This is a genomic window from Pseudomonas sp. WS 5027 (assembly GCF_012985695.1).
Lineage (GTDB): Bacteria > Pseudomonadota > Gammaproteobacteria > Pseudomonadales > Pseudomonadaceae > Aquipseudomonas > Aquipseudomonas hygromyciniae.
Genome location: NZ_JAAQWU010000012.1, coordinates 66035 through 89898 on the forward strand (window position 1 = coordinate 66035; position 23864 = coordinate 89898).

The 23864-nt window shown below is 57.7% G+C and carries 42 protein-coding genes; 35 read left to right on the forward strand and 7 right to left on the reverse strand.

What is annotated here, in order from left to right:
* Positions 1 to 77 precede the first annotated feature (77 nt).
* Positions 78 to 338 (reverse strand): hypothetical protein, encoded by a 261-nt coding sequence (locus HBO09_RS15870; protein ID WP_169994973.1) that lies wholly within the window; start codon positions 336 to 338, stop codon positions 78 to 80.
* Between the two features lie 76 nt (positions 339 to 414).
* Complete coding sequence (locus HBO09_RS15875) at positions 415 to 600, reverse strand: hypothetical protein (protein WP_169994971.1); 186 nt, start codon at positions 598 to 600, stop codon at positions 415 to 417.
* 500 nt (positions 601 to 1100) lie between these two features.
* On the opposite strand from HBO09_RS15875, the gene HBO09_RS15880 reads away from it, so the two are divergent.
* Positions 1101 to 1442 (forward strand): hypothetical protein, encoded by a 342-nt coding sequence (locus HBO09_RS15880; RefSeq protein WP_169994969.1) that lies wholly within the window; start codon positions 1101 to 1103, stop codon positions 1440 to 1442.
* A gap of 38 nt (positions 1443 to 1480) precedes the next feature.
* On the opposite strand, the gene HBO09_RS15885 is transcribed toward HBO09_RS15880, so the two are convergent.
* The 4 genes from HBO09_RS15885 to HBO09_RS15900 are packed head-to-tail and all read right to left on the reverse strand — an operon-like array spanning position 1481 to position 3791.
* Entirely contained in the window at positions 1481 to 2254 is a 774-nt protein-coding gene (locus HBO09_RS15885; protein WP_169994967.1) for a DUF1828 domain-containing protein, read from the reverse strand.
* Positions 2235 to 2723: a hypothetical protein gene (locus HBO09_RS15890; protein ID WP_169994965.1), complete on the reverse strand. Its 489-nt coding sequence runs from the start codon at positions 2721 to 2723 to the stop codon at positions 2235 to 2237. Before HBO09_RS15890 ends, HBO09_RS15885 begins: the two co-directional genes overlap by 20 nt.
* Positions 2724 to 2750: 27 nt before the next feature.
* Positions 2751 to 2987: a hypothetical protein gene (locus HBO09_RS15895; protein WP_169994963.1), complete on the reverse strand. Its 237-nt coding sequence runs from the start codon at positions 2985 to 2987 to the stop codon at positions 2751 to 2753.
* Between the two features lie 3 nt (positions 2988 to 2990).
* Positions 2991 to 3791: an XRE family transcriptional regulator gene (locus tag HBO09_RS15900; RefSeq protein ID WP_170060916.1), complete on the reverse strand. Its 801-nt coding sequence runs from the start codon at positions 3789 to 3791 to the stop codon at positions 2991 to 2993.
* Between the two features lie 116 nt (positions 3792 to 3907).
* Here HBO09_RS15900 and HBO09_RS15905 point away from each other — a divergent pair, with 116 nt between their 5' ends.
* The 33 genes from HBO09_RS15905 to HBO09_RS16065 all read left to right on the forward strand — a co-directional run bounded on the left by HBO09_RS15905 (position 3908) and on the right by HBO09_RS16065 (position 22828).
* Positions 3908 to 4105, forward strand: coding sequence for a Cro/CI family transcriptional regulator (locus tag HBO09_RS15905; protein WP_102618501.1), 198 nt, complete (start codon positions 3908 to 3910; stop codon positions 4103 to 4105).
* Positions 4106 to 4134: 29 nt separating this feature from the next.
* Positions 4135 to 4329: a hypothetical protein gene (locus HBO09_RS15910; RefSeq protein ID WP_040267807.1), complete on the forward strand. Its 195-nt coding sequence runs from the start codon at positions 4135 to 4137 to the stop codon at positions 4327 to 4329.
* 19 nt (positions 4330 to 4348) lie between these two features.
* Positions 4349 to 4594 carry a hypothetical protein gene (locus HBO09_RS15915; protein WP_169994959.1) on the forward strand — a complete coding sequence of 82 codons (246 nt, stop codon included), beginning with the start codon at positions 4349 to 4351 and terminating at the stop codon, positions 4592 to 4594.
* Between the two features lie 86 nt (positions 4595 to 4680).
* Entirely contained in the window at positions 4681 to 5472 is a 792-nt protein-coding gene (locus tag HBO09_RS15920) for a KilA-N domain-containing protein (RefSeq protein WP_169994957.1), read from the forward strand.
* Positions 5473 to 5474: 2 nt separating this feature from the next.
* The gene (locus HBO09_RS15925; protein WP_120249031.1) at positions 5475 to 5783 is read left to right on the forward strand and encodes a hypothetical protein; all 309 of its coding nucleotides are present in this window, start codon (positions 5475 to 5477) and stop codon (positions 5781 to 5783) included.
* Complete coding sequence (locus HBO09_RS15930) at positions 5780 to 6484, forward strand: helix-turn-helix domain-containing protein (protein WP_169994955.1); 705 nt, start codon at positions 5780 to 5782, stop codon at positions 6482 to 6484. Before HBO09_RS15925 ends, HBO09_RS15930 begins: the two co-directional genes overlap by 4 nt.
* Positions 6481 to 7221 (forward strand): replication protein P, encoded by a 741-nt coding sequence (locus HBO09_RS15935; RefSeq protein ID WP_169994953.1) that lies wholly within the window; start codon positions 6481 to 6483, stop codon positions 7219 to 7221. The genes HBO09_RS15930 and HBO09_RS15935 overlap by 4 nt, the downstream gene beginning before the upstream one ends.
* Complete coding sequence (locus HBO09_RS15940; protein WP_169994951.1) at positions 7218 to 7589, forward strand: helix-turn-helix transcriptional regulator; 372 nt, start codon at positions 7218 to 7220, stop codon at positions 7587 to 7589. Before HBO09_RS15935 ends, HBO09_RS15940 begins: the two co-directional genes overlap by 4 nt.
* Positions 7582 to 7800: a TraR/DksA C4-type zinc finger protein gene (locus HBO09_RS15945; protein ID WP_169994949.1), complete on the forward strand. Its 219-nt coding sequence runs from the start codon at positions 7582 to 7584 to the stop codon at positions 7798 to 7800. The genes HBO09_RS15940 and HBO09_RS15945 overlap by 8 nt, the downstream gene beginning before the upstream one ends.
* A complete protein-coding gene (locus HBO09_RS15950) occupies positions 7797 to 8399 on the forward strand; it encodes a hypothetical protein (RefSeq protein ID WP_169994947.1) in 603 nt (200 codons plus the stop codon). The genes HBO09_RS15945 and HBO09_RS15950 overlap by 4 nt, the downstream gene beginning before the upstream one ends.
* Positions 8396 to 8866, forward strand: coding sequence for a hypothetical protein (locus HBO09_RS15955; RefSeq protein WP_169994945.1), 471 nt, complete (start codon positions 8396 to 8398; stop codon positions 8864 to 8866). Before HBO09_RS15950 ends, HBO09_RS15955 begins: the two co-directional genes overlap by 4 nt.
* A complete protein-coding gene (locus tag HBO09_RS15960; protein ID WP_169994943.1) occupies positions 8863 to 9174 on the forward strand; it encodes a hypothetical protein in 312 nt (103 codons plus the stop codon). The genes HBO09_RS15955 and HBO09_RS15960 overlap by 4 nt, the downstream gene beginning before the upstream one ends.
* Entirely contained in the window at positions 9171 to 9344 is a 174-nt protein-coding gene (locus HBO09_RS15965; protein WP_169994941.1) for a hypothetical protein, read from the forward strand. Before HBO09_RS15960 ends, HBO09_RS15965 begins: the two co-directional genes overlap by 4 nt.
* Positions 9341 to 9940 (forward strand): recombination protein NinG, encoded by a 600-nt coding sequence (locus tag HBO09_RS15970; RefSeq protein ID WP_169994939.1) that lies wholly within the window; start codon positions 9341 to 9343, stop codon positions 9938 to 9940. The genes HBO09_RS15965 and HBO09_RS15970 overlap by 4 nt, the downstream gene beginning before the upstream one ends.
* Positions 9937 to 10482 carry a hypothetical protein gene (locus tag HBO09_RS15975; protein ID WP_169994937.1) on the forward strand — a complete coding sequence of 182 codons (546 nt, stop codon included), beginning with the start codon at positions 9937 to 9939 and terminating at the stop codon, positions 10480 to 10482. The genes HBO09_RS15970 and HBO09_RS15975 overlap by 4 nt, the downstream gene beginning before the upstream one ends.
* Positions 10483 to 10649: 167 nt before the next feature.
* Positions 10650 to 10889: a hypothetical protein gene (locus HBO09_RS15980; protein ID WP_065943811.1), complete on the forward strand. Its 240-nt coding sequence runs from the start codon at positions 10650 to 10652 to the stop codon at positions 10887 to 10889.
* 349 nt (positions 10890 to 11238) lie between these two features.
* The gene (locus tag HBO09_RS15985) at positions 11239 to 11571 is read left to right on the forward strand and encodes a phage holin, lambda family (protein WP_169994935.1); all 333 of its coding nucleotides are present in this window, start codon (positions 11239 to 11241) and stop codon (positions 11569 to 11571) included.
* 49 nt (positions 11572 to 11620) lie between these two features.
* On the forward strand, positions 11621 to 11782 hold the full coding sequence (locus HBO09_RS15990; protein ID WP_169994933.1) for a hypothetical protein: 162 nt from the start codon (positions 11621 to 11623) through the stop codon (positions 11780 to 11782).
* Entirely contained in the window at positions 11779 to 12216 is a 438-nt protein-coding gene (locus HBO09_RS15995) for a proteasome subunit beta (RefSeq protein WP_169994930.1), read from the forward strand. Before HBO09_RS15990 ends, HBO09_RS15995 begins: the two co-directional genes overlap by 4 nt.
* A gap of 71 nt (positions 12217 to 12287) precedes the next feature.
* Entirely contained in the window at positions 12288 to 12845 is a 558-nt protein-coding gene (locus tag HBO09_RS16000; RefSeq protein ID WP_065943807.1) for an HGGxSTG domain-containing protein, read from the forward strand.
* Positions 12832 to 14130, forward strand: a complete 1299-nt coding sequence (locus HBO09_RS16005; RefSeq protein ID WP_065943806.1) for a terminase family protein — start codon at positions 12832 to 12834, stop codon at positions 14128 to 14130. The genes HBO09_RS16000 and HBO09_RS16005 overlap by 14 nt, the downstream gene beginning before the upstream one ends.
* Positions 14131 to 14132: 2 nt before the next feature.
* Positions 14133 to 15512, forward strand: a complete 1380-nt coding sequence (locus HBO09_RS16010; RefSeq protein WP_169994928.1) for a DUF4055 domain-containing protein — start codon at positions 14133 to 14135, stop codon at positions 15510 to 15512.
* On the forward strand, positions 15513 to 16628 hold the full coding sequence (locus HBO09_RS16015) for a hypothetical protein (protein ID WP_170060917.1): 1116 nt from the start codon (positions 15513 to 15515) through the stop codon (positions 16626 to 16628).
* A 104-nt stretch (positions 16629 to 16732) separates the two neighbouring features.
* Positions 16733 to 17479 (forward strand): DUF6651 domain-containing protein, encoded by a 747-nt coding sequence (locus tag HBO09_RS16020; protein ID WP_169994926.1) that lies wholly within the window; start codon positions 16733 to 16735, stop codon positions 17477 to 17479.
* Positions 17480 to 17488: 9 nt separating this feature from the next.
* A complete protein-coding gene (locus HBO09_RS16025) occupies positions 17489 to 18457 on the forward strand; it encodes a major capsid protein (RefSeq protein WP_169994924.1) in 969 nt (322 codons plus the stop codon).
* A gap of 49 nt (positions 18458 to 18506) precedes the next feature.
* Positions 18507 to 18785: a hypothetical protein gene (locus tag HBO09_RS16030; protein WP_169994922.1), complete on the forward strand. Its 279-nt coding sequence runs from the start codon at positions 18507 to 18509 to the stop codon at positions 18783 to 18785.
* Positions 18786 to 18790: 5 nt separating this feature from the next.
* A complete protein-coding gene (locus HBO09_RS16035) occupies positions 18791 to 19165 on the forward strand; it encodes a hypothetical protein (RefSeq protein WP_169994919.1) in 375 nt (124 codons plus the stop codon).
* 1 nt (position 19166) lies between these two features.
* Positions 19167 to 19553 carry a glutamate 5-kinase gene (locus HBO09_RS16040; protein WP_169994916.1) on the forward strand — a complete coding sequence of 129 codons (387 nt, stop codon included), beginning with the start codon at positions 19167 to 19169 and terminating at the stop codon, positions 19551 to 19553.
* The gene (locus HBO09_RS16045; protein WP_169994914.1) at positions 19554 to 20129 is read left to right on the forward strand and encodes a hypothetical protein; all 576 of its coding nucleotides are present in this window, start codon (positions 19554 to 19556) and stop codon (positions 20127 to 20129) included.
* Positions 20126 to 20518 (forward strand): phage tail terminator-like protein, encoded by a 393-nt coding sequence (locus tag HBO09_RS16050; protein ID WP_169994912.1) that lies wholly within the window; start codon positions 20126 to 20128, stop codon positions 20516 to 20518. The genes HBO09_RS16045 and HBO09_RS16050 overlap by 4 nt, the downstream gene beginning before the upstream one ends.
* Positions 20519 to 20582: 64 nt before the next feature.
* Entirely contained in the window at positions 20583 to 21743 is a 1161-nt protein-coding gene (locus HBO09_RS16055) for a phage tail tube protein (protein ID WP_169994909.1), read from the forward strand.
* Between the two features lie 80 nt (positions 21744 to 21823).
* Positions 21824 to 22297: a hypothetical protein gene (locus tag HBO09_RS16060; protein ID WP_169994906.1), complete on the forward strand. Its 474-nt coding sequence runs from the start codon at positions 21824 to 21826 to the stop codon at positions 22295 to 22297.
* A 297-nt stretch (positions 22298 to 22594) separates the two neighbouring features.
* Entirely contained in the window at positions 22595 to 22828 is a 234-nt protein-coding gene (locus HBO09_RS16065; protein ID WP_169994903.1) for a hypothetical protein, read from the forward strand.
* Here the strand turns inward: HBO09_RS16065 and HBO09_RS16070 are convergent.
* On the reverse strand, positions 22812 to 23009 hold the full coding sequence (locus HBO09_RS16070) for a hypothetical protein (protein ID WP_169994901.1): 198 nt from the start codon (positions 23007 to 23009) through the stop codon (positions 22812 to 22814). The two genes, HBO09_RS16065 and HBO09_RS16070, sit on opposite strands and share 17 nt — an antisense overlap.
* Positions 23010 to 23317: 308 nt before the next feature.
* Here HBO09_RS16070 and HBO09_RS16075 point away from each other — a divergent pair, with 308 nt between their 5' ends.
* Positions 23318 to 23863 (forward strand): hypothetical protein, encoded by a 546-nt coding sequence (locus tag HBO09_RS16075; protein WP_095111194.1) that lies wholly within the window; start codon positions 23318 to 23320, stop codon positions 23861 to 23863.
* Position 23864: the final 1 nt, after the last annotated feature.

Below are 23864 nucleotides of genomic sequence, written 5' to 3' on the forward strand. Positions count from 1 at the left end.
GATGCAGGGGGCGGCCTTGCGCCGTGTGGACTCATCCGCATCCCGCTGCGCACTCTGTGAATGCGCAGGAGGATGGTTCAACCAATAACGATGGGATTGGCCAGTGCGTAATCCAGCGCCTCATTGTTGGCGTCGTCGCTGTCGAGGAAGCGAATCAAGTACGGCATCACCGTGTCGACTTTGCCGTCAGGGAATTCAACGATCGCTACCGTGTAGTTGCCCGGACCGCTTTCAAATTCCTCGTAGCCAGAACCCCAGCCGTGAAACTTGCCTTCGCGATCATCATCAAGCCCTTCGAGCCGCCGCCCGAGGGAGTCATGAATCGTCTTCATCGTCATTACTGGTCGCATTGTCTTGCCCTCGGTGATTTTCCCAATGCCCACCGCTCCGGATGGGCATCAGTGAAAAGGACCGTCATGCCGCAGCCTTGCAGTCAGCCGCCGTCATGCGCTGCCCATCTTCCTGCTCGACCACGCACACGCCGTTGGTGTATCCACGTTCCGCGTTGAGCCGGTTGGCTTCGCGGACGCAGGCGTCCAGGTCGTCATCGCTGAATACCTGCAGCTCGCCGCGCAGGGTGATACGAAGCACCTTGTTCATCCTGTGTTCCTCCGTTGATTTCCAATGCCGCCTCATCGAAGCGGCATCAGTAAATCTGTGGGTGTTTCATCTCCACCACGCATTGGTCCGAGTCGTCTCTCACCGGCGTTAGCACATTTCGTGTTCGATGCTTTGCCGGTTTGTGCGTGGTTTCGCGTACTCACATGAGGGAGTACGGCAGCTACCAGAGGCTGCATGGACGACGGTTTAGCTTTCTCACCACCGGGGTTGCCGGTACGTCGTTGGGTCACGTCAGGTTGTGTAAAGAGCGTTCGGCGTCTGCCTGGCATCGCTGCCTGTGTTGCGGCGGGTCTTGGTAGGCCCTGGCGAGTCCCTGTTGGGTGACTCGATGGAGTAAAAGTAGCACTGCTGTTATTTGGCAGTCAACAGCACTGCTGATATATATTTTCTTGTGGGCACAAAAAAATCCCGCTCAACGGCGGGCAGGATTGGCGAAGAAGGACTGCTACAATCGGCTCAATCAGCGAGTGGGGTGAGCAATGAATCGGGTTGTCATGGTTGGTGCTTTATCGCTGCTTTGCGTGCCGATCTTGGCTTTCGGCTATACGCAGCAGGATGCAAATGAGGATGCCAGTTTCATATGGGCGTCAGGCTGTACGGATTTCAAGGCCGGTATGAACGCAGGAGATTTTCGTGGATGGCTGAGGGTTGGAGATGCCGTGAAAACCTTTAAAGGCATCAAGGGCATCGCCGTCAACAAGCTGTACATGGACGGCTGGGAGATAGCGCGAGGGCTTGGAGGGGTTGTCAACTGTCAGGAAATGGCGACGAGCCGAGCCGCAGACTACGTGTCAGGCGCGGATATACGACAGGCAGAGTAGGGCAGATACAAGTAGCCCGGCGCTGGGCCGGGCTTGAGTCAGTGAACAGCGGAACTGTAATGTGCCTGGAAGTCGCTGAACAGTATCGTTGGGGACAGCCCGCCGAGAACATTGATTTCGTCCTCGGCTTTTTGTTTCTTGTCCCGATCATCAACGATGAACAATACATCAACTGGCTCTTCGGATTTATTGATGATCACGGCCTTCCTAAGCCGAGCGTTGATTGACTGTTGCACTGGGGCGACAGCGTCAACATAGGTATCTCCCCACAAAAAATCGAAGGTTACATCAATCTTGCCGACGCGGAGAGCCGCATTCCTGAGCAGCTTTCTTTCAGGGTCTTTAGCCCGAAGCAGCATCTCGACCTCTTCAGTCAATGAGAAGTCGGTATCTCCCTCGGAGAATCTGTCTTCCTCCCATGTAGCGATTGCCGCCATGAGCCGAAGAATCTTCGCCCCCCAAATATCGAGATCGCCCTCAGGGAAAACGCATTCAAAGGCTCCGGCGCTGGTCAGCTCAAAACCGTGGCGTACGCCGAGATTTTCAAGGCCTTTCCAGTTTCTCTTGTCGCCGAGAGCGTATCCAAGCGAGCGAAGCGCGAAGATGGTTATCCCGTCATCGGTAAATTCGATGTGGTTTCCTCGCTTGATCAGGTAAAAATCAAGGGGCTTGCCTCCTGGCAATGTTATAGGCGTGCTGATGTAAGTAGCTGGACCGCTACCAACATTGACGGTTTGGCAATGCCACCCCGATTTTGAGAAAAAATCTCCGCATCCAATGCTGCACATACCCTTACCCAAATAGATCGTCATCGAAAGGAGTCGATATTGAACGACCGTTAACGCTCATAATTCTAGCGTGTCGTACGAATCGCTCAACCCATCTACGCTCAGTGGCCCCACTGATCGACGATCGGACCTTTTTCGTCACTTGAGCCAAGCGCTCGTCACCAAGATGAAGATGAGGCCCGAACATGTCTATTCCTTTTTCTCTATGGGACCGCTCATGCACCGGCCACACTTCAAGCATGAAGACGCGACGCTTTTCCTTGCCCTCTCGGTACATGAGCCCATAGCTGACGCGCTCTCCCATTCTCCCAGGCTGAAATTCGCCTTTGAAGTAGAGGTTGGGAATGGTTACGCGACGATCATCCAGCAAGCCACTTGTGGCTTCGAGCCATCCGCTGTGAGAGGGTTTTTCGGACCACTCCACATCTTCAGATAGGAACTTTATCCGCTGGCACCATTGGCGACAGTCGTCTAGCCAGGTGTCTTTGTGCATTGCCGCTCCTTGGTATTATGGGTTTAATCAGGACCTATCCCGCACAATCCTTCCCGTCTTCACCTCATCCGCATAACCTGCCAGCTTGTCCTCGGCATCCGGAAACCCCGAGATGATCGTCAGCAGCTCCCTGGCATCACTCTCAAACCCTGCCTCAGACAACCGTACCGCCATCTTCATCAGATCGACGCCTGACCACTTGAGTAAGGCCGCAGCCTCTTTTAGGTCGCGGCGTAGCTGCTGGTTGGGTTTGGTGAGGGGCATGACTTACAGATCCCCGCCGCGCCAGATCACACGACCGATAATCCGATGCTCGTAAATCTCGCCATCCGGCAGCACGACATCGGGATACGTGTTTTCGTCAGGGTTATCACTATGAATGACCCACGAATCGCCATGCTTGATAAGGCGCTTAACAATCGTCCCTTTGTCGTTGCTCGCCAGGACAAATACATGGCCATCAACCGGATCGGTCTTTGACGTGTCCAGCAGCAGCACATCGTGATCATCAATGGTTGGCCACATGCTCTCGCCATCGGCATAAATAACGATCAGGCTTGCTGGGTTTGCCCCTTTGAGTTTCAGCCAGTCGCGCTTGAAGGCTAGTGTTGACTTGGCCTCGACGTGTGGATTGTCATGACCAATGCCGGCTGCCGCCCTCGCGTCGTATTGAGGTATGAAGGCATAACGATCATCAATAACGCCAGCATCATCGCCAGCCGGGAATGGTGTATTGGCTGCGTCTTGTTGCTTATTACTTTTCGAGTGACATGGAGACGCTCGCCTGATCCCGGAAGCCAGGGTCGGACTAACCTCGTAGGGCTCGAAATCCAGGGCCCTAGAAAGCTTTACGAGAGCATCCAAGTTTAGGGCAACTTTGCCGGTCATGTACTGACTGACAGTACTTTGAGGCGAGTTCCATCCGCAGCGTTCACCCACCTCCATTTGATTGAGAGGTGAGTCCTTGCGCTCCTTTGCCTGGCGAACCCTGAGCTTGTATATCTCGCTGAGTCGTTTGGCGTCGGCAAGCTGCTCCTCATTCAAGGGAGTACGTACAGGTTTATTCATGAGTGCGATTTAGTAGCAGGGCTGCTTTTTAAGCAAACAGCAGTGCTACTGTATTCCTTGTTTTGTATAAAACAGCAGTGCTACTATCTAGCCGTATTCAATTTGAGAGACCGCCAATGAAGACCGTAACCCTAGGGGAGTACCTGGCTTTGCATGGCACCCAGAGTGATCTCGCTAAGGCTCTGGGTATTCAGCAGAGCGCCGTATCCCAGATGTTCAGATCAAAACGAACCATCAATATCACCCTGATGGATGACGGGACGCTTGAGGCCACCGAGCTTCGCCCCATCCCCGCTAAGAAATCCGCCGCTTAACCCTTTCGAACAACCAAGGAGCCTCACCAATGGCATACGACGACACACGCCACCTGAAAGACCGGGAGATCAAGTCCCGCTATGACGATGAAACCTACGAAGCGTTAAAGGCCGTGGCCCGCCTGCACAAGCTGCAGCTGGCCGTGTTTGTGCGCATGTGCGTCGAGGAGAAGTTGGAAAGCATCGTTGAACCGAATGCTACCGGTAAACACATGCAGGCCTGAAGGCCCTGAAGGAGGCTATGTGCCTGAAACCACGATCTGCCACGGGATCGATGGGCGCCTCTACGAGAAGCTTGAACGTTTGGCGAAGGATGCGGGCATGACGCCCGACGAATACGCCGCAAAGCTTGGAGCAGAGCGTTTTTTCGAGAAGACCAGGCCAAGAGGCGCCGGAAAGATCCGGCATCTGCCAACAACAAGGCGAGAACCGCCGAAGGCCGTATTAGGGCCTGAAAAAGGAGGGCCTGATGAAGACCTCAACCAATAAACCCAAATCGCAGGCACAAAAAAGCCGGGGTGCGATCCCGGCTTTTTCACAGCGCTTGCAAATATCGTTTCAATCTGGAGCCGATTATGCACACCTCTAATATCGATGTACAGGCCCTGAATAATCCCGCGCCACGTTTTATGCAATCGCAAAACGTGGCGCGGACAATGGCCCTTAGTCTCGGCGGCGTCAAAATCAAGCAAGACCTTGAAGGTCGGTATTGCCTGAATGACCTGCACAAGGCGGCGGTGGCGGATGGCGCGAACAAGCGTACCAAAGAGCCGGGCAAGTACATGGCAACCGAATCGTTCACGGAAATGTTCGATGAATTAACTACCCAGAATCCGGGTAGTTTACCCGTGGTGACTATTGAGGGGCGCAGCGGCGGGACTTACGTGGTCAAGGAGCTGATCTACGCCTATGCAATGTGGGTCAATGCTCGATTCCACTTGCACGTGATCCGCACCTTCGACGCCGTCGTCATCGGACACATTCAGCTTGTCGAAGGGAAGCAGGCAAGGGAGCGGGCTCGCCTTGAGGCCCCGGCCTTAACTGACGCAATTAAGCACGGCCGTCTCGCCGCCGGCAAAGAAACCAAGCACTACCACTTCAGTAATGAATTCGACCTGATCAACCGAATCGCCCCGGGCATGCCCTCCAAGGCTTACCGCGCTGCGCACTGCATCAGCCCCACCGATTCCATCCGCGACCACCTGACTCCCTGCGAGATTCGGTGCATCGAACACTTGCAGCGCGTCAACGCTTCTCTGATCGACGTGGGCATGGACTTCGAATCCCGCAAGCAGAAGCTCAGCCAGATCTACATCCAGCGCCATAGCCGGGCTCTTCTCTCCGAAATTAAGCGCCTGGAGTTCTGATCATGAAAGACGAACCAAAAATCCAGGCGACGATGATTGATGACGCCTACATGGAACAGTTCACTAATGACCAGCTCGCGTATATGGCCTGGGACAAAAGTGAGTTCTCTCTGAGCGTCTACCTGGATGATGAGGAATCGAAGTGCGAAGACTGCACGAACGACGCCCGTTTCGAGCTTATGACGGCTGTTCTTGCCTCTAAGGTACTGATCCGCCGCCTGACCGGTGTCGACCCTCGCTCCATTCGTGAAAGGGCTTTTAACAAGCTCCTGAGAAGCGATTGCTTCCCTCAGTGGGAGACCCTGCAATGAGCATGGAGCTGATGGTCAAGGCCATGAAGACCAAGGTCGGCAATCCTTTGCGCAAGCTCGTCCTGATTAAGCTGGCAGACAACGCCAATGACATGGGCGAGTGCTGGCCGTCGTATCAGCACATCGCTGATCAATGCGAGATCGGACGTTCCACCGTGAAGGTTCACATCCGCGAACTGGAAAAATGCGGTCTGCTGCGTCGTGAGTTTCGTCGCAAGGGCGAACTTAATCAGTCGAACCTCTTCCACCTTTCGTTGATGAATAGTGGGGCAGGAGCTGCCCTACCTGGGGCAGGAGATAACCCAGGGGGTGGGGCAGGAGCTGCCCCCAGAACCAGTCACTCTTTTGAACCAGTCAAGGAACCAGTAAAGCAGCCGGTCGCTGACGCTCCCTCGGCGAAGAAGAAGGCGCCCAAATTCGACCCGCTCACCTGCAAACCGTCCAACGTTAGCGAGCAGGTTTGGGCGGACTGGTGCCAGCACCGCAAAGAGATCCGCAAGCCGCTGACCAAGACCACCTGCGAGCGCCAAGCCAAGACCCTGGCTGGCCACCACTGGCCCGATGCCGTGATCATCCAGTCCATCAGCAATGGCTGGACCGGACTGTTCCCGGAGAAGGTGTTGCCTGGCGGAAGGACTGTCAGCAAAGGCCCGGACTTCTACGACAAGTCATGGCGCGCCGATACGAGTGATGACCTATGAAAACAGTCACTCAGATGATCCCAGGCGCTGCTCGGGCGCTGGGAACCGCCGCCCCTTATCAGGCCCCGGCGCAGATCGGCAGCCAGCTTGGAGTGGTGGACGACGCCACCGGTGAAGTGGTTGAGCGCCTGTTTCGGCAGTTGCAGGCCATCTTCCCTGCGCACAAGCAGGCATGGCCCGACGACAAGGCCAAGGCCGCCGCGATGCGCAACTGGACGATGGGCTTCATGGCCGCCGGCATCCGCTCGCTGGAGCAGATCCGTTATGGAATCGAGCAGTGCCGCAAAAGCGGCTCACCGTTCGCTCCAAGCGTCGGCCAGTTCATAGGCTGGTGCACGCCTGGCCCTGAGGCGTTCGGCTTGCCCGCAAGCGCTGACGCATGGGTGGAGGCATTGATGGGCGTCTACAGCCATGAAGGCGTGCGAATTGCTGCCAACGAGACCGGAATCTTCGACCTGCGCGCAGCCAAGCAGGAGGACAAGGGCCTTCGCCAGCGATTCGACCACAACTACGCCGTGGTGATCCGCCGCGCCCAGGAAGGCCAGCCGCTGGACGGGAAGATCCTCACCGGGATCGGCCACGACAGCCAGAAGACGGCCTTCGAACTCGCCAACGAACTGGCCGACCAGCAAACCCAGGCACGAATCCTTCAGCAAGGCATCCCGGCTGACGGCAAGTCAGCCCGCGAGCTGCTGTTGGCCAAGTTCGGCAAGAAGACCACGGAGCAACGGACATGACCGACAAGATGCGTGAAAAGTTCGAGAAAAGCCCGCGCTTTCGGGGGATGGATTTCACCCGATCGGCAACTCATCCGGACTACTACGACAGCCCCTACGCCAATGGCGCCTGGGATGGTTGGAAGGCCGCCAAGGAGGAAGAAGGCGTGTTTCCAGGAAAGTCGATCCTCACGTTCAGCGAGAAGCTTTCCTTCCTTCGTGCGACTCAGGGCCTTACTCAGCGTGAGCTTGCATCGGCTACTTGCCTCTCTTGGTCGATGATTTCCAGGTATGAGGCTGGTGAATGCCGCCCACGATTGAAGACCATTTTAGCCTTGGAGAAGGCGCTTGGCTGCCCAGGCCAATTTCAAGGAGCTAGCCATGACTGACATCTGTGATGACGCCGACATCGTAATCCAAGAGGCCCTGAATCGGTCCCTTGCCCAGATCCCTAGCTACACCGGAATAAGCGCCACAGAGTGCGTGGAGCGCGGAGAGGGGATACCGGAGGGTCGTCGTGTGGCTATTCCGGGGGTTCAGCTTTGCACGCCTTGTGCTGAGCGTGAGGCGCTGGCTAAGAAGGGAGTGCGGCGGCTATGAGCGAAATAACCAGAGCCGCAATCGGAATGCCGTTTGAAATGGCAATGGAAAACGAGTTGTCCCGCCGACAGTTCCACTCCATTGCCCAGGCGCTGCTGATCGAGCGCGACCAGCTCAAGGCCGACAACGTCGCAGCGTTGCGCGAGGCGACCGATTTGGCTATGGCGATCTGGCGCAGGTGCTACGCCAAGGATTCGCCCAATTTCCAGCCGTTCGAAAAGGCGTCCAGCGTTATCGGGCAGATCGACAACATGGCTGCCGGGCTCATGAGCGACCTGGAAAAACTCCGCGCCGAGAATGCCGGCCTACGCACCGGCTACGAAGCCTACGAGCAGGTGAATGCTGAGCTGAAGGCTGAGTGTGCCCGCTCCACTGAGCGCGAGCTCCTGCAATTGGCTGAGATCGAGGCGCTGCGCAAGGATGCGGAACGATTTTCCTATATCGAGCGTGATGCCGATAGCGGCATGAGCAAAATCTACGGTGACGACTGGGTTGCAGTGATCGACGCCGCCCTGGGCCAGGGAGATCGTGGCGGGCAATCGACCTCAAAAACGTCTCAAAGCGCCGATCCAGAAGGGTCGAAGGGTGGCGGGCAATGACCGACAAGATCAGCGTCAACAGCGCCACTAAGCTTTCCGAGGCCATCAACGCCCTGACAGCCATGTACCGGGACAAGAAGTTCGTGGTGGTCTCCCTGCGCCCAGGCAAAGACCGGACCTTGGATCAAAACGCATTGTGGTTTGCGCTTTACCAACGCATCGCCCAGATGACCCAGATCGGTGACGTGGAGGACGCCCGCAAGTACTGCAAGCTTCATTTCGGCGTGCCGATCATGCGCAATGCCGACGCCGACTTCCGCAACGGCTGGAACCGGATGTTCCTGCACCTGGACTACGAGACAAAGATCGAACTGATGGGGCCTTGCTCGCTCTTCGGCCCGGACGGGTTCCCAGTGACTCGCCTGTTCAATCGTGCCCAGGGCATCGCCTACACGGACCAGATCGTTGCCGAGTTCAGCGCCAAGGGTGTGGTGTTCACTGATCTGTTGGGCGAGGTGGCGGCATGAGCCATAACTTCAAGCCGGGCGACCTGGCGCTTGTCATTGACGCATCAATTGAATCAAACCTCGGCATGGTTGTTGAGCTGATTCGGAAAACCAGTGATTCGACAATCACTCTCCCGGATGGTGGAAGGGTGGGCAATCCAGAGATGAAGGTTTGCTGGGTGGTGGCGGCGGACGGGCTTGTAACCACAAACAAGCTCAAGCCAGAACCATTCAAGGTCAAGTACGCAGCTGTTCCTGAGCGCTGCCTGATGCCCCTTCGCGGCGATTTCGCGCCCGAGCAGCAGAAGTCGCGGGAGGTGGCGGCATGAACCAGGGCGCTATCTTTTTCATGATCCAGTGCATCCTCGTCATTGCAATGTGCGCAGTTCTGAAGCAGGCCGGAATAGGACCGTTTGATGCGCCATCCTCGTTCTGGGCGGTGGCAGCTATTGCGGATGCAATGGCCCTCGTTGGTTTTTTGTGGGGGCGCGACCTATGAGTCTCGCCACCAAACAACCCAAGCCAAAGACCTGCAAGAACCCAGCATGCAGGGACTCATTCGTCCCGCAGCGCCTCGGTCAGGCGGTGTGCAGTCCTAAGTGTGCGCTGGCCACCGTAGAGTTGCAGAAGGTCAAGGAGAAGAAGTCGCTGGCCCAGGCCGGCCGCCGGGATATCAAGGAGCGCAAGGAGGCCCTGAAAAGTCGCGGCGACCACATGCGCGAAGCCCAGCAGGCGTTCAACGAATACATCCGCACCCGGGACCAGGCCGCCGGACACCTATGCATATCCAGCGGCAAGCCATTGGACTGGAGCGGTAACGCAGTAGATGCAGGTCATTACCGCAGCGTCGGCTCCGCTCCGCACCTGCGCTTCGATGAGCGCAACTGTCACGCACAGAGCAAGCAGGACAACCGGTTCCTGTCTGGCAACGCCGTCGACTACCGGATAGGCCTGATCGCGCGCATTGGCCAGGAGGCGGTCGACGCCCTGGAATCCGACCAGAGCGTTCGCAAGTACACCGTGGATGAGATCAAGGCCATCAAGGCCAAGTACCGCGCAATGACCAGAGAACTGAAAAAGGGGCAGGCAGCATGACCTATCGCAACGTTGTTTCAGCAGTAGTTCGCGCCCTTGCGGCCGAGACCATCAGTTCCGCCGGCGGCTGCGACTTTGAGCCGAAGGTGCAGTGCGCCAAGCAGAAGGGGGAGATCGTCGGCAAGGAGGCGTCGTTTCTCCAGGACTGCTGGGTGTTCGGGCGTCTGCATAAGTCGCTGTCTGCCGAGCACTGGCGATCCCTTGTGGCGAAGTTCTCCACGCATACCGAGCGCAAGCATGCTGCAATTGCAGAACTGACCCGCTTGATGCGTTCGCCGGCGCCGGAGCGGTTCCTGCACTGCGCCGTGGTCACATGGGCATTACCTCGGCTGCCAGGTGTGGACGGCAAGCGATCCACCAACGTGCTGCCTGCCGGATGGTACGAGATGGACAACTGGTCGAATGAGCCTCATCCGATCAAGACCCAGGAGCGGTGGAGGCGGGATATTCGCAAGGCGCTGGAGAGCAGCGTGGACCTGGCCCTGGTGGAGGCTCAGCACATTCTCGAACAAGAAGGCCTTGTGATATCAGAAGTCGCTTGACGCGTAGTGATCCATTGAGCCATTATCCACCCATCCTGTCGTACTTGCGCATGTAGGTGATGCAAGAGACAAACAAACCCGGCCGCCGCGCCGGGTTTTTTATTGCCCAAATGCAGGCGAAAGACCGGAAAGACCCTCCTGCTCAATCGACGTTCGAGGATCTACCGATGACCCACATCACCCGCTGCAAAATGACTCTTCGCTCCAAAGGGCCTGTTCAGGGCTCGACGGAATCACTGACTCGTCTGCACTTCGGTGCTGTGTGGTCGGCCAACCCGGCGGAAGAGGATGCGATCTACGGCAAGTACACCCCATACGGCGAATACACCGTAAACGTGGCCGCAGATCGCGCTGAGCATTTCGAAGAAGGGAAGGACTACTACTTCGACATCACCCCAGCATTCTGATTTTAACTGCAGTCAGGGCAGCCCTCGGGAGGCCTGGACGCTGATAAGCCGGTAGTGCAGCGCTACGGAAAAACACCGGCAGCCCGCGCGCCCTGACCTAACACGCTTTCAGGGTGGCGCGAGACAGGAACAGCGAGATCGATGCACTTGGGTGTCGACGCAGTGATGGTCTTTGGCTGGCAGCGTGGGAAGGCACGCGCACCTATTCAGGGCCTCGACATTGATCGAGGCCTTCTTGTTTTCGGCCCCGCCACACCCTTCGCTCTGAGCTGGGAGTGCCGCCGGGGCTGATCTATTCCGCAGGTCATGGCCTGTCATATCCATAACTCCCTGACGGGGAGGAACCGAGATGTCCAGCATGCCAGACAAACCAGACACATGGGCGATAGCGCTTGCGTGGTTGAGCCAGCATTCGCCAATCCTCTATGCGGCTGCGTTGTCCTGTGCGATGGCTGTCCTGCGAATCACCTACGGTGGGGGTACCCGGCGCCAGATGATCGTGGAGGGCGCTATCTGTGGCGGCCTGGCCCTGACGATCATCAGCGGGCTTGAGTTCTTCAATCTTCCCCAGAGCATGGCCACCTTCGTCGGCGGGTGGGTCGGCTTCCTGGGCGTGGAGAAGATCCGTTCCATTGCTGACCGGGTGACTGACTTCAAGCTGCCAGGTCGTAAGGCTGAGTAATCCGCGCCACGTTTTCGAAAGCGCCAAATCGTGGCGCGCAGGAATTCATATGAAGCTGACCAGGATCGAAGTAAGCGTGTCGGTAGCGTGGTGGGTTCACCCATACCTGAGTGGCGTTGGCCTGTTCGCTGATTTGACTGGGATGACGCCAGATTACGAAAAGTGCATTGCGTTCGCCATGCGCGGCGTTGGTGTGAAGGTGAGCGCATGACGACCATTGCCTACAAAGACGGCGTGATCGCCTATGACTCTCGCATCACCCGCGATACCGAAATTCTGTACGACGACTTCCAGAAGTGCCGAGAAGAGAAAGGCGTCAAGTTCATTCTTTGCGGCAAGACCAGCCACTACTCTAGATTGATTGCCGCCTACTTCGGCTCGGCAGAATCACGCGACCTGTCCTGCGCAGCCATCGTCGTTGATGCTGATGGTCTGTGGTACGCGGGCAATGATGTGGATGATGGCTTCTGGAAAAGCCCACTGGTTAGCGACAAGCCATACGCAATCGGTAGTGGCGGTCTTCACGCTCTAACTGCGATGGACATGGGCGCAACGGCAGCGGAAGCCGTAGAAATGGCCAAGAAGCGCGATACGTGTACAGGTGGGCTTGTTAGGACGCTAAGCGTCGCAAAGACAATCGAATGACCATTGAATGACGTTCGAACGACGTTGAATGACCATTCATTCGCGAAACACCCCATGAATGAGGCTTAGCCATGGCCCTATGCGGCGCAAAGAAGCGCAGCAACGGGGAACCATGCAAGCGACACGCTGTTCCGGGTTCCTCTCGCTGCAAGCTACACGGCGGGGCGGCTGCCAAGGCCAACAAGGGCAACCAGCACGCTCGCAAACACGGCATCTACTCCGACACGCTGACTGCTGATGAGCACGGCCTGTGGGATGACATCGGTATCGGCACGCTGGATGACGACATCAAGATTGCCAAGCTCCAGTTACGGCGCGCACTGATGGCTCAGGCCAAGGCTGAGGCTGGTGATGGCCTTGTTCTGGATATGGAGAGCATCCACACCCAGGCGACAGATCCTGTTGAAGAGGGTGAGCCGGCGCAAGAGCCAGGCCGCCCATCAATGACAACCCAGCGTCGACGCCAGGGCTATGAGGACATCATCAACCGCCTGCTGGGCCGTATTGGTGACCTTGAGTCGAAGCGAGCCGACATGATCAAGAAGCTCGACCCTGAAGACGACGGGCCATTGCCTCAGCGCATCGAAGTAGTGGTGACTGACGCGAGACGCCCTAATGCCGAGCCTTAACGTACCTCAAGCCCAGTTCCTGGCGCTGCCTCACAAGTTCCGCGCCTTCGTGGCTGGGTTTGGCTCTGGCAAGACCTGGGTAGGCTGCTCGGCGCTGGGGAAACACTTTTGGGAGTGGCCGCGCATCAACGCCGGCTACTTTGCTCCGACATACGCCCAGATCCGCGACATCTTCTACCCGACGATGGAAGAGGTTGCGCACGACTGGGGGCTTCGCACTGAGATCAATCAGTCGAACCATGAAGTGCACGTCTACAGTGGCCGGCAGTACCGCGGCACCGTGATATGTCGATCCATGGAGAAGCCCCAGACAATTGTCGGCTTCAAGATTGGTCACGCGCTGGTAGATGAGCTCGACGTGATGAGCTTGGTCAAGGCGCAGCAGGCCTGGCGCAAGATCATTGCCCGGATGCGCTACAACGCCCCAGGCTTACGCAACGGGGTGGACGTAACGACGACCCCAGAGGGTTACAAGTTCGTCTATCAGCAGTTCCTCAAGCAGGTACGCGACAAGCCTTCGCTGGGTGATATGTACGGCCTAGTGCAGGCCAGCACGTTCGACAACGAACTGAACCTGCCGCCGGACTACATCCAGTCCCTGATGGAATCGTACCCGCCGCAGCTGATCCTGGCTTACCTCAATGGGCAGTTCGTCAACCTGAATGCCGGTTCGATCTACCACGCGTATGACCGAAAGCTGAATGGCTGCTTCGACGGGGTTGAGCCAGGCGAGCCGCTATTCATCGGCATGGACTTTAACGTCGGCAAGATGGCGGCTATCACGCACGTAAAGCGCGCCGATGACAAGCCTCGGGCGGTCGACGAGCTTATCGATGGCTTCGACACCCCCGACATGATCCGCCGTATCAAGGAGCGCTACTGGCGCTACAACGGCAAGGACTACGAGAAAACCTGCGAGATCCGTATCTATCCGGACGCCTCAGGCGGATCTCGCAAGTCGGTGAATGCCAGCGAGACAGACATCGCCATACTGCGCCAAGCGGGATTCAGCGTCATCGCGCCGGATGCAAACCCGCCAGTGAAAGACCGCATCAACGCCATGAACGCGATGTTCTGCAACGCACTGGGTGAGCGTAGATACCTGATTAACCCCCTTCGCTGCCCGACATATGCGGACGGCCTGGAGCAGCAGGTGTGGGCCGCCAACGGCGAGCCAGACAAGAAATCAGGCGTCGACCATGCGAACGACGCTGGCGGCTACTTCATCCACCACGACTATCCAATCATCAGACCTTTCGTGATGACTCAACCACTGAGAATGTAACCATGAGCGATAACCCGGCAATCGCGCTGCCTGCTGTCGACGCCATGCGCGCCTACTGGGATGTGATTACTCCACTCATGAGCGGCACCATGGCGATGCGTGCGGCTGGGAAAGCACTGCTGCCTCAGTATCCTGCCGAGGATGACAACTCCTACAAGGAGCGTCTGAGGCTGTCCACGCTGCTCCCTGCCTACTCGGAGACGGTCGGCAACATGACCTCCCGGGTGTTCGCTGAGCCTTTGCAGGTCGGTGAAGATGTGCCCGATCAGATCAAGGAAATGACCAAGGACATCGACCATGCTGGCAATGACCTGAATTCCTGGTCTGTCGAGTTTTTCCGCGAGGGCTTGAGTCACGGACTTTGTCATGCGCTTGTGGATCACCCTGTTGCCGAAGGCGTCCGCACCCAGGCCCAGGAAATCGCAGCCGGAGTTCGTCCGTACGCAATAATGATCAAGCCAGAGCAGGTTCTTGGCTGGCGCTCCAATGGCGGCCAGCTCACCATGTTCCGCTACTCCGAGTCTGTCGAAGAGCCGGATGGCGAGTTTGGTGTCAAGTGCGTGTATCAGGTCCGGGTTCTTGAGCCTGGGTCGTGGCGGACCTACCGCGCGCAGGAGAAGGGCGGGGCGCTGGTTCTGCATGAAGAGGGCACGAACAGCCTAAAATACATCCCCTTGGTGACCTTCTACACGGGCCGTACGGGCTTCATGACCGCGAAGCCGCCACTGCTGGAGCTGGCTCACCTCAACGTGAAGCACTGGCAAAGCCAGAGCGACCAGGACAATATCCTTCACGTTATCCGTGTGCCGATTCTGGTGCGGATCGGCGTGCAGGCCATGTACGACAATCAGGGCAAGCCTGTACCGCCAGAGTTCAAGGTGGGTACCGGTTCGCTGACAGACCTTCCAAAAGATGGCGACCTCAAGTATGTCGAGCACACCGGAGCTGCCGTCAAGGCTGGCCGGGAGGCGCTGCAAGACCTACTCGACGAAATGCGCATGGCCGGCGCCAAGCTGCTCACGCCAGAGAAGAGCGCCACCAAGACTGCCACCCAGGCAGAAGAGGAGTCCGCTCAGGAGCTGTCCCCGTTGGCCCGTATGGCGAACCACTTTGCTGACTGCTTGGCGCAACTGCTCCAGTTCATGGCTGATTACCGTAGCCTGGGCGAAGGCGGCGCGGTCGAGATTCGCGGCAACTTCGACGTTGACTACATGCCAGAGGTGTCACTGCCGACGCTTGTCGCGATGGCCAATGCTGGGATGCTGTCCAAGGAAACCCTGTTCGCAGAGATGCAGCGCCGCGGCGTGATCAGTGACGAATACGACTGGCTCGATGAGTTGGGCAAGATCGAATCGGAAGGTCCGGCGCTCGGGGAGATCTAAATGGCAACCGTAAACGAGCAGATGCAGTCGGCCTCAATCGGTCACGCAGTCGATTTGCAGCACCTAAGCAACGCCGAAGTGCGAAAGATCATCCGCCTACTCAATAGCGCGGACGCTGAGCTGCGCACCAAGCTGCTGGAGGCGATTGATCGCCTCGGGCCGAACTCGTATACGGCGAGACGGCTAAACACCGTGCTTGCGTCTGTGTATGAGTTGAACAAGTCGGTCTACGCCTCGATAGGCGAGGTCATGGTTGAGTCGGTCGTGGACATCGGACAGTACGAGATCGGCTATCAGGGCGCGCTCTTCACGAAGGTCGTTCCGGACCAGGTGCTGGTGCAAGTCAGCCTGAACACGGTCAACTTGGCTCAGGTGCGCGAGATTGCGCTTGCTCGGCCATTCCAAGGGCGATTGCTCAAGGAGTGGATGGGCGACCTTGAGGCAAGCCGGGCCGCGAAGATCCGCGACGGTATCCGCATTGGTATGGTCGAGGGCCAAACCACCGACCAGATTGTTCGCGGCATCATGGGCACCAAAGCCCAAGGCTATGCGGACGGGATCGTTGAGCGTGGCCGTCGTGATGTCGAGACGATGGTGCGGACGGCGATCAGTCATACGGCGCAGGGTGCACGAGAGGCCTACTACAAGGCTAACGACGACATTGTTGCCGAGGTTCGCTGGCTGAGCACGCTGGACAACAAGACCAGTGCCCCGTGCAGGTTGCGTGACAGGATGATCTACACCAATGACAGCCAACACGCCCCAGTCGGGCACAAAGTCCCCTGGCTTAGCGGTCCCGGCAAGCTGTACTTTAACTGTCGATCGACATCAATGCCGATCATCGCCAGCTATGAAGCGTTGCGCCTATCCAAAGGGCTTCCGGAAGGCACACGGGCGAGCATGGATGGTCAGGTGCCGAAGTCCACGAACTATGGAGACTGGATCAAGGGGCAGAGTGCCGAGCGCCAAGACGAGGTGCTTGGGCCTACCCGTGGCAAGCTGCTCAGGGGTGGCGGGCTTGAGCTGGACGCTTTCTACAATGATCGCGGGAAGTTCCTCACGCTGGAGCAGCTGCGCGAACGGGATGCCAAGGCATTCAGCAAGGCCGGCCTGTAGCAAATCAACTAAATCAAATGCGCCTCGCACCTGCGGGGCTTTTTATTGCCTGTCTGTTCGGATGAGCGGGGCGCACTGGGCCGGATGGCCTGCTAGGAGAAACAATGAAACTCAAGATCGTTGAAGTCGATGGCAAGCAATACGCGGAAGTCCTGGATGGGAAGCCCGTATTCACTGGTGATGACGGCAAGGACATTGCGTTCGATGCTGTCGGAACCCGAGACACCATCACCCGCCTGAATGCTGAAGCCAAGTCGCACCGCACCCGCGCCGAGACTGCCGAAGATCTGGTAAAGACCTTCGAAGGTATCGCCGACCCTGCTGCGGCCCGCAAGGCGCTGGAAACTGTCGCCAACCTCGATCAGAAAAAGCTGGTGGATGCCGGCCAGGTCGAGCAGGCGAACGCCGAGCGTGACAAGGCATGGCAGGCCCGCCTGGACGAATCCAACGGCAAGGTGCAGTCCTTCGAGCAACAACTGTACGCCGAGAAGATCGGTGGCAGCTTTGCTCGTTCGCAGTACATCACCGAGAAGATGGCTGTCCCGGCTGACATGGTGCAGGCCACCTTCGGCAGCAACTTCAAAATCGAGGAAGGCAAGGTCGTCGCCTACGATGCCCAGGGCCAGAAGATTTACAGCAAATCCCGCCCGGGTGAGCTGGCCGACTTCAACGAGTCGCTTGAAACCCTTGTTTCGCAATACCCGCATCGCGATCACATCCTGAAGAGCAGCGGCGCCAATGGCGGCGGCGCTCCGAACGGCAGTGAGCACAACCAAAACACGAAGGGCAATTTTGGTGGGGGCAAAGACGATCGAGTCGCCGCTATCAAGGCCATGACCGCAACGAATTAAGGAGTCACCATGTCCCTGTCGAACATGAAGGTATTCAATGAGTACCTGAAGAAAATCACCATCGAAACCCTGGCGCAGGACGTTGAGAAGTTCAACGCTGCTTCGGCAGGCTCCATCCGTCTGACCACCCAGGGTATCGACGGCGACTTCCTGCAAGAATCGCTCTGGGCTGGCCTGCATAGCGCTCAGCGCCGTGTTGACCGTTACGCCGCGAACGGCGCTCAGGCAGCCACCCCGCTGACCCAGAAGCAATACGACTCGGTGAAGATTGCAGGCGGCTTCGGTCCGATCCTGTGGGAGCCTTCGCAGCTTTCGTGGGTTCAGAAAAACCCGGAAGAAGCGCTGGAGGTGATCAGCCGCAACCTGTCCGAAGCCATCATGTCGGATCAGTTGAACACCGCCATTGCAGCGTTGGTCGCGGCAATCGGCAACCAGCCGACCGCCACCAACGACGTTTCCGCAACTGTTGGCGTGGACTACGTCGCCATCAACAACGCGCATGCACTGTTCGGTGACGCCTCTCAGCGCCTCATTGCTCAGGTCATGACCGGCGCGATGTACCACAAGCTGATCGGTAAGAACCTGGTCAACGCCGAGAAGCTGTTCACCTTCAGCGGCGTGCAGGTTGTCGACATCCTGGGTAAGGCTGTGATCATCACCGACGCCGCGGCTCTGTACGAGGCCGGCACCCCGAACAAGCAGAAAGTACTGAGCCTGGCCGACGGCGCGGCGATGGTGATGGATGGTTCCGACCTGATCACCAACATCGAGACCTCGAACGGCAAGGAACGCATCGAGACCACCATGCAGGCCGACTACACCTTCGGCATGGGCCTCAAGGGCTACACCTGGGACACCGCCAACGGTGGTAAGTCGCCAACCAGCGCCGAACTGGCCACGGGCACTAACTGGGATCTGGTTGCGAACAGCATCAAAGCCTCGGCTGGCGTTATCACCATCGGCGATGCCACCAAGTAATCGTGAAGGCGGTCTTCGGGCCGCCTGATCCACCTACCAGGAGTCCACCATGGACGAGAAAGTCATTTACGAGAAACATCCGGTCTCTGCGGAGCGCAAGGCTGAACTGCGCCAGAAGGGCTACAAGATCATCGACGCCAAGTTCGCGCCGGATGATTACGAACACCCGGAGCCAGTGAAGAAGGGGGCTCGCGACTCTGACCGGCCATCCAAGGGCCTGAATGTCGAACAGATCAAGGCGTTGCTGACCGAAAAAGGCGTCGAGTTCGACGCGGCGGCCCTCAAGCCCGCGCTCGCTGAGTTGCTTGACGCGGCACCCCAGGAGTAAGTCCAGTGACGACCTACATCACCGTTGCGCAGGTTGACGCACTGCTCGGTTCTACCTGGGCGCCGGAAGACCAGAAAGCGCGCGCGGTGCTGATGGCTAACACCTGGCTTACCAATCTCGGCCTGCCTGACTTCGACCAGATCCCGGATGACGTGATCCAGGCAGGTGCTGAGATTGCCCGCGAGGCTGCTGCAGGCAACGTATACGGAAGCGTGGAGACCGGCGTGCTCAGCAAGTCGGTTGACGCTGATGGCGTGTCGAGTAGCAAGTCCTACTCGGCATCATCCCGCAAGATCAGCTCGGGCGAGTCTTTCGCTATGGCGCTGCTGTCGCACTATCTGGGCAGCGGTAATGGTCAGACCAAGATAGTGAGGGGCTGACATGGGACTGCGCGACGAATTGCAGGCCGATCTTGCCGAAGCATTCAATACCGACTTGGCAGACGCTGCGTTGCCATTCTCGGGCGCCTACACCACGCCAGGTGCATGGAATCCAGTCACGGAAACGTCTACCGGCGAAACCGTGACGTACACCGGGCGCGGCGTGCTGGGCAAGTACGAAACCAAGCGAATCGACAACATAAACATCCTATCAGGCGACCTGAAGCTGATCGCGCTCATCAACGAGGTGACCGATCGACCGGCCGAGGGGCACACGATCACAGTGCCTGACCTTGCCAATCGCTCGCAAATGGTCAGATATAACGTCAAGGGCGTGCAGGTTGATCCGGCCTCGGCGACGTATCGAGTTCAGCTGAGGAAACCATAAATGAGCGCAAAAGCCGGGTGGAGTCACAGCCTCACGGACTTTATCGATCAGGTCGACGAGGATGTGACGCAGCGCGCGCGTGACATAGCTATAGCCATGCTGAGCGAGGTTATTGAGAGATCGCCAGTCGGTAATCCTGATCTATGGAAGGCGAACAAGGATCTGCGGGCTAAGAACACTGCTCTGGCTGATGCCTATGACGCAAACGTTGCCGTCCGAAACGCTACCAACACGAGCAAGAAGAAGTTCAAACTGCTTACCAAGCGTGAGCGCGAGGATAACTTCTTTGTGAAGGCGCAGGCGTCCGGCAAGGGCTACGTCGGCGGTCGATACCGGGGCAGTCACGCCGTATCCATAGGCGCACCCGACTTATCCGTCACGGAAAACATCGATCCATCAGGCAATGAAACCCTGTCCAAAGGATCAATGCTGATCAAGGCTTGCGGGAAGTACCCCGTGATCTATATCCAGACCAACATCCCATACGGCGAAATGATCGAACTTGGTCACTCAAGCCAGGCCCCGAATGGTGTCTACGACCTTGCATTCATCAGTGTCAGCGAGGCCTACAAGTGACATATGACGACATCTATCAGCTGATCAAGGACAGGATGGTCGCCTTCTCCGGACTTCCGCAGTCGAGTATCGACTACCCAAACTTCCCGATATTCAGCCCGCCAGAAACCGGCTTGTGGTGCCGCCTGAACATTCAGCACGCCACGGCATTCATGGCTGGCATGGCCGATAAGCCATACACGCGGAAGCCGGGGCAAGTCAGCATCCAGTGCTTCGCCCGCGAGCGAACCGGCACGAAAGCTATCAACGAACTGGCCGACGCGCTCGAATCTCACTTCGCCTACTGGATGTCCGGCGACCTTGAGTGCATGGAAGCCAGCCAGGTTGTAGCCGGTGAGTTCGAAGGTTTCTACCAGATTAATGTGAACATCCGGTTCCGCGCCGGCTGAGCCAGGCAACACCAACCACCCGCCACTGAGCGGGGTTTTTTATGCCCAAACAAAGGTGGAAACCATGTCCAGCGGCGCAAAAGTTGTAAGCCACATCATCAAGGAGGTGACGCCAGGCGTTACCCCCACCGGCACCTGGGACACGCTGCGCCTGACCGGCAACGCATTGACCCCAACCGTCAACACCGAAGTCAGTGACGAAATCACCGACACCCGCCTAAGCCAAGGCTCGGTAGCCACCAGCATCGATATCGGCGGCGACCTGACGGCAGAGTTCTCGTTCGGCTCGTTCGATCAGCTGCTGGAAGCCGCATTCTATGGCCAGTGGAATGCTGACGTGCTGCGTGTGGGCGATACCCGCAATACCTTCAGCATCGCGAAGGGCTACAACGATGTAGGCGTCTACGGCCTGTTCAAGGGCGCCCACGTATCGACCTTTGCGCTCGACATCCCGTCCGAAGGCAAGGTCACCGCCACCTTCAACATGGCCTGCCTCGATTACACCGATGGCGAAGTGCCGATTGTCGTGTCGCCCAATGCCCCGACTACCACACCATTCCTGTCGAACAACAACGTCGGCACGATCTTGGTCAATGGTCAGTCGCTGGAAGGCGTGGCTTGTGTATCGGCAATGACCATCGCCCTGGACAACAGCCTGCAAACCCAGCGGTGCCTGGGCTCCGAAAGCCTGGGGCCTGGCGCTCACATCGCAACCGAGGCGGCGATTACCGGCAGTATCACGCTGGCCTGGTCCAAGCGCGCGTGGGAGATCTGGAAGAACACCTTCACCCGGGCCCCGATCGCAGTGGTTTTCCCTATCACTGACTCGCTGGGCAACAAGTACACCTTCAACTTCCCGGCGGTGGAAGTGGACGGCGAACTGCCGAATGGCGGAAAGCGCGATCTGATCGAGGTTACGCTGAACTACACCGTGGCCAAGCTCAGCCCGACCATTACCCGGGCTCCGTTCGTGCCGGTAACCAGCGTCTCGGTGGCACCTTCGACCGCATCGATTGCCGTGACTGCGACTCGTCAGCTCACCGGCTCGACTCTGCCGGCAGAAGCAGCACAGAACGTCACCTGGGCCAGTTCGGCGCCGAGCGTTGCCACTATCAGCTCCTCCGGCCTGGTCACCGGAGTTTCCGTTGGCTCCGCGACGATCACCGCTACCAGCGTGTCGGACGCTACCAAGACAAGCACTTCGACGATCACAGTCACCGCTTAACCCAGATCAACCCTTTGGTTGCCCCGGCATTCACGCCGGCCGGGGCGGCCCTTTTATTGGCGCGGCGTTGAGGTATCACCATGGCTTTGCAAATGACCAAAAAAGACCAAGCCGCATCTGGTGCGCGCTGGGTAGAGTTCGATAAGGACACCAAGGTTTTACTGGCAGGCATCGACAATGCTGAGTACCAGGTTGGCCTGGAGCGCATGCGCCGGCGGATCGTGCGGAACGACGCGCGATTCGAAGAGGGCCAGGTAGGTGTAGTGGCCGGGGAGCTCACTGAGCACCAGAACCACGCCATGCTGCTGGCTCACTTCATTGTGAAGGACTGGTCTGGGGTTCTGGATGCAGAGGGCAACCCGCTAAAGTACAGCCCGCCCGTTGCCGCGCAGTTACTCGATCACAGCGTGGATTTCTTTCTGTTTGTCCTGCGGCACAGCGCCTCAGTGGCAACCGAAGCAGCCGAAGAGCTGGCTGAAACCGTAAAAAAGCCGTCTCCCGCTTCGAGTGGGAAAAGGAGTGGGCGGTCGGTCAAGCAGAAAAGCGGAGCCTGATCTACCAGAGACTGGGCTTTGAGCTTCCCGATGAGCCGCCGAACGACCCTATCACCGCCTACCTGTTGAGTACCTTCCGCAGTATCACGCGCGGGCGGCGGTTCCTGTCCACCATGGGCGGTGCTTTCCCGCTTCCCCTGTCTGCCAGGGAGATATCGGATTGGTTGGATTCGCACCCTTCGCCAATGACGCGGGACGAGGTGGACGCTGTGATGTTTGCCCTCGACGGGGTGTGCCTGGACGACGACAAAGATGATTGACAACCAACATGACGCGGCATGGCCGCAGGAGATACCTATGGACAAGCCTTTTGCGATTGTCGACGGGCAGCTTTACATCAACGAAGCCATGATCGGCGAAGGCACGGTCGGAATGGTCCGCATCACCGATGACCGAGTCCAAGTTCTGTCTCAGTCTTTGTCTACTTTGAGCGTTCAGGTTCACAGTGAAGCGGCTGCGAGAGCCAATGCGGACACGGCACTCGCAGCGCGTATTGATACGCTTCAGGCTTCGATCAAACCTGGTGCGTGAGATGCTTGGCGGCCTCTAGACCAAGCTTCGTCATCTCTTTGAGTGAGAACTCTTCGACCGGCTTTCCTTCGAGCTTTATGTTAACGATTACCGCACAGCCGTCAGCATCGCCCAGATGCAACTGGGCAGTTGGCGGGTTGTTGTGACGGGACAAAGCCAGGTTGGTGAGTATCAGAGCCACATTGACCTCCAGGTCATAAACGCGCCGATATTGGCGCTATCCCAGTCCTTGGGCTTGCAGGCGAAGGACTGGGGAAACCCTTGCGTGTGGCAGGAGGCTACTACTGGCCGATGGTCGGGTGTTACTGAGGATTCGTACAGGCGGATTGAGTGATTGTCTTGACTGGAGGCGTCAGCCCAATTTGCCTTCAAGAGGGGTAATGTATGTCCAGCGGTCGAGAATCAGTCGTTCCTGGTGACGAGGAATTGAGTTGTAATGCCGCAGGCGCTATGCTTTGTGGTGAAAGATTCATGGCCCGGGAGGGCAGCATGTCCCGCACAAAGGTTCCATTTTCAAAAGTGGCGATGCTCAGCCTGGCTCTGAGTGTTTCGACTTCGTGCGCCCAAATTGCTGCTGCCGCGCCTCAGGTGGTAGATATTATCAAGCCTGGCGTGACTTCAAAGCATGAACTTGAGCAAAAGGCAAGGCTGCGACAAAGCATCAAGGCTGCCATCGCAGACCTTCGTCAAATGCACAAGTCTTTGGAAGAAAGCTGTCATATTCTATCTGCTGACGGCTTTATCCCGAAGTACGTGCTGATTGAGCATCCTTATGCCGAGGTCGTTCAGAGCCTTCGAGCGCTGGAGGAGGCTAACAAGGAGGGAGCTCCGCTTGCAGCTCTTCCTGTCATTGGCGAAGAGTATCAGACCCTTCGCCGACAACTGGCAAAGGCAAGGTCTTTGGCAGTACGCAATGAGATTTTGATCAATCAGCGCCTGAGCGACCCTCAGGTGTTTGATAGCAGTATCGATTCCAATGGCCTAAGGGCATTGGCAGATATGGCTACAGACCGCCTACATCGCCTAGTGGGCTAGA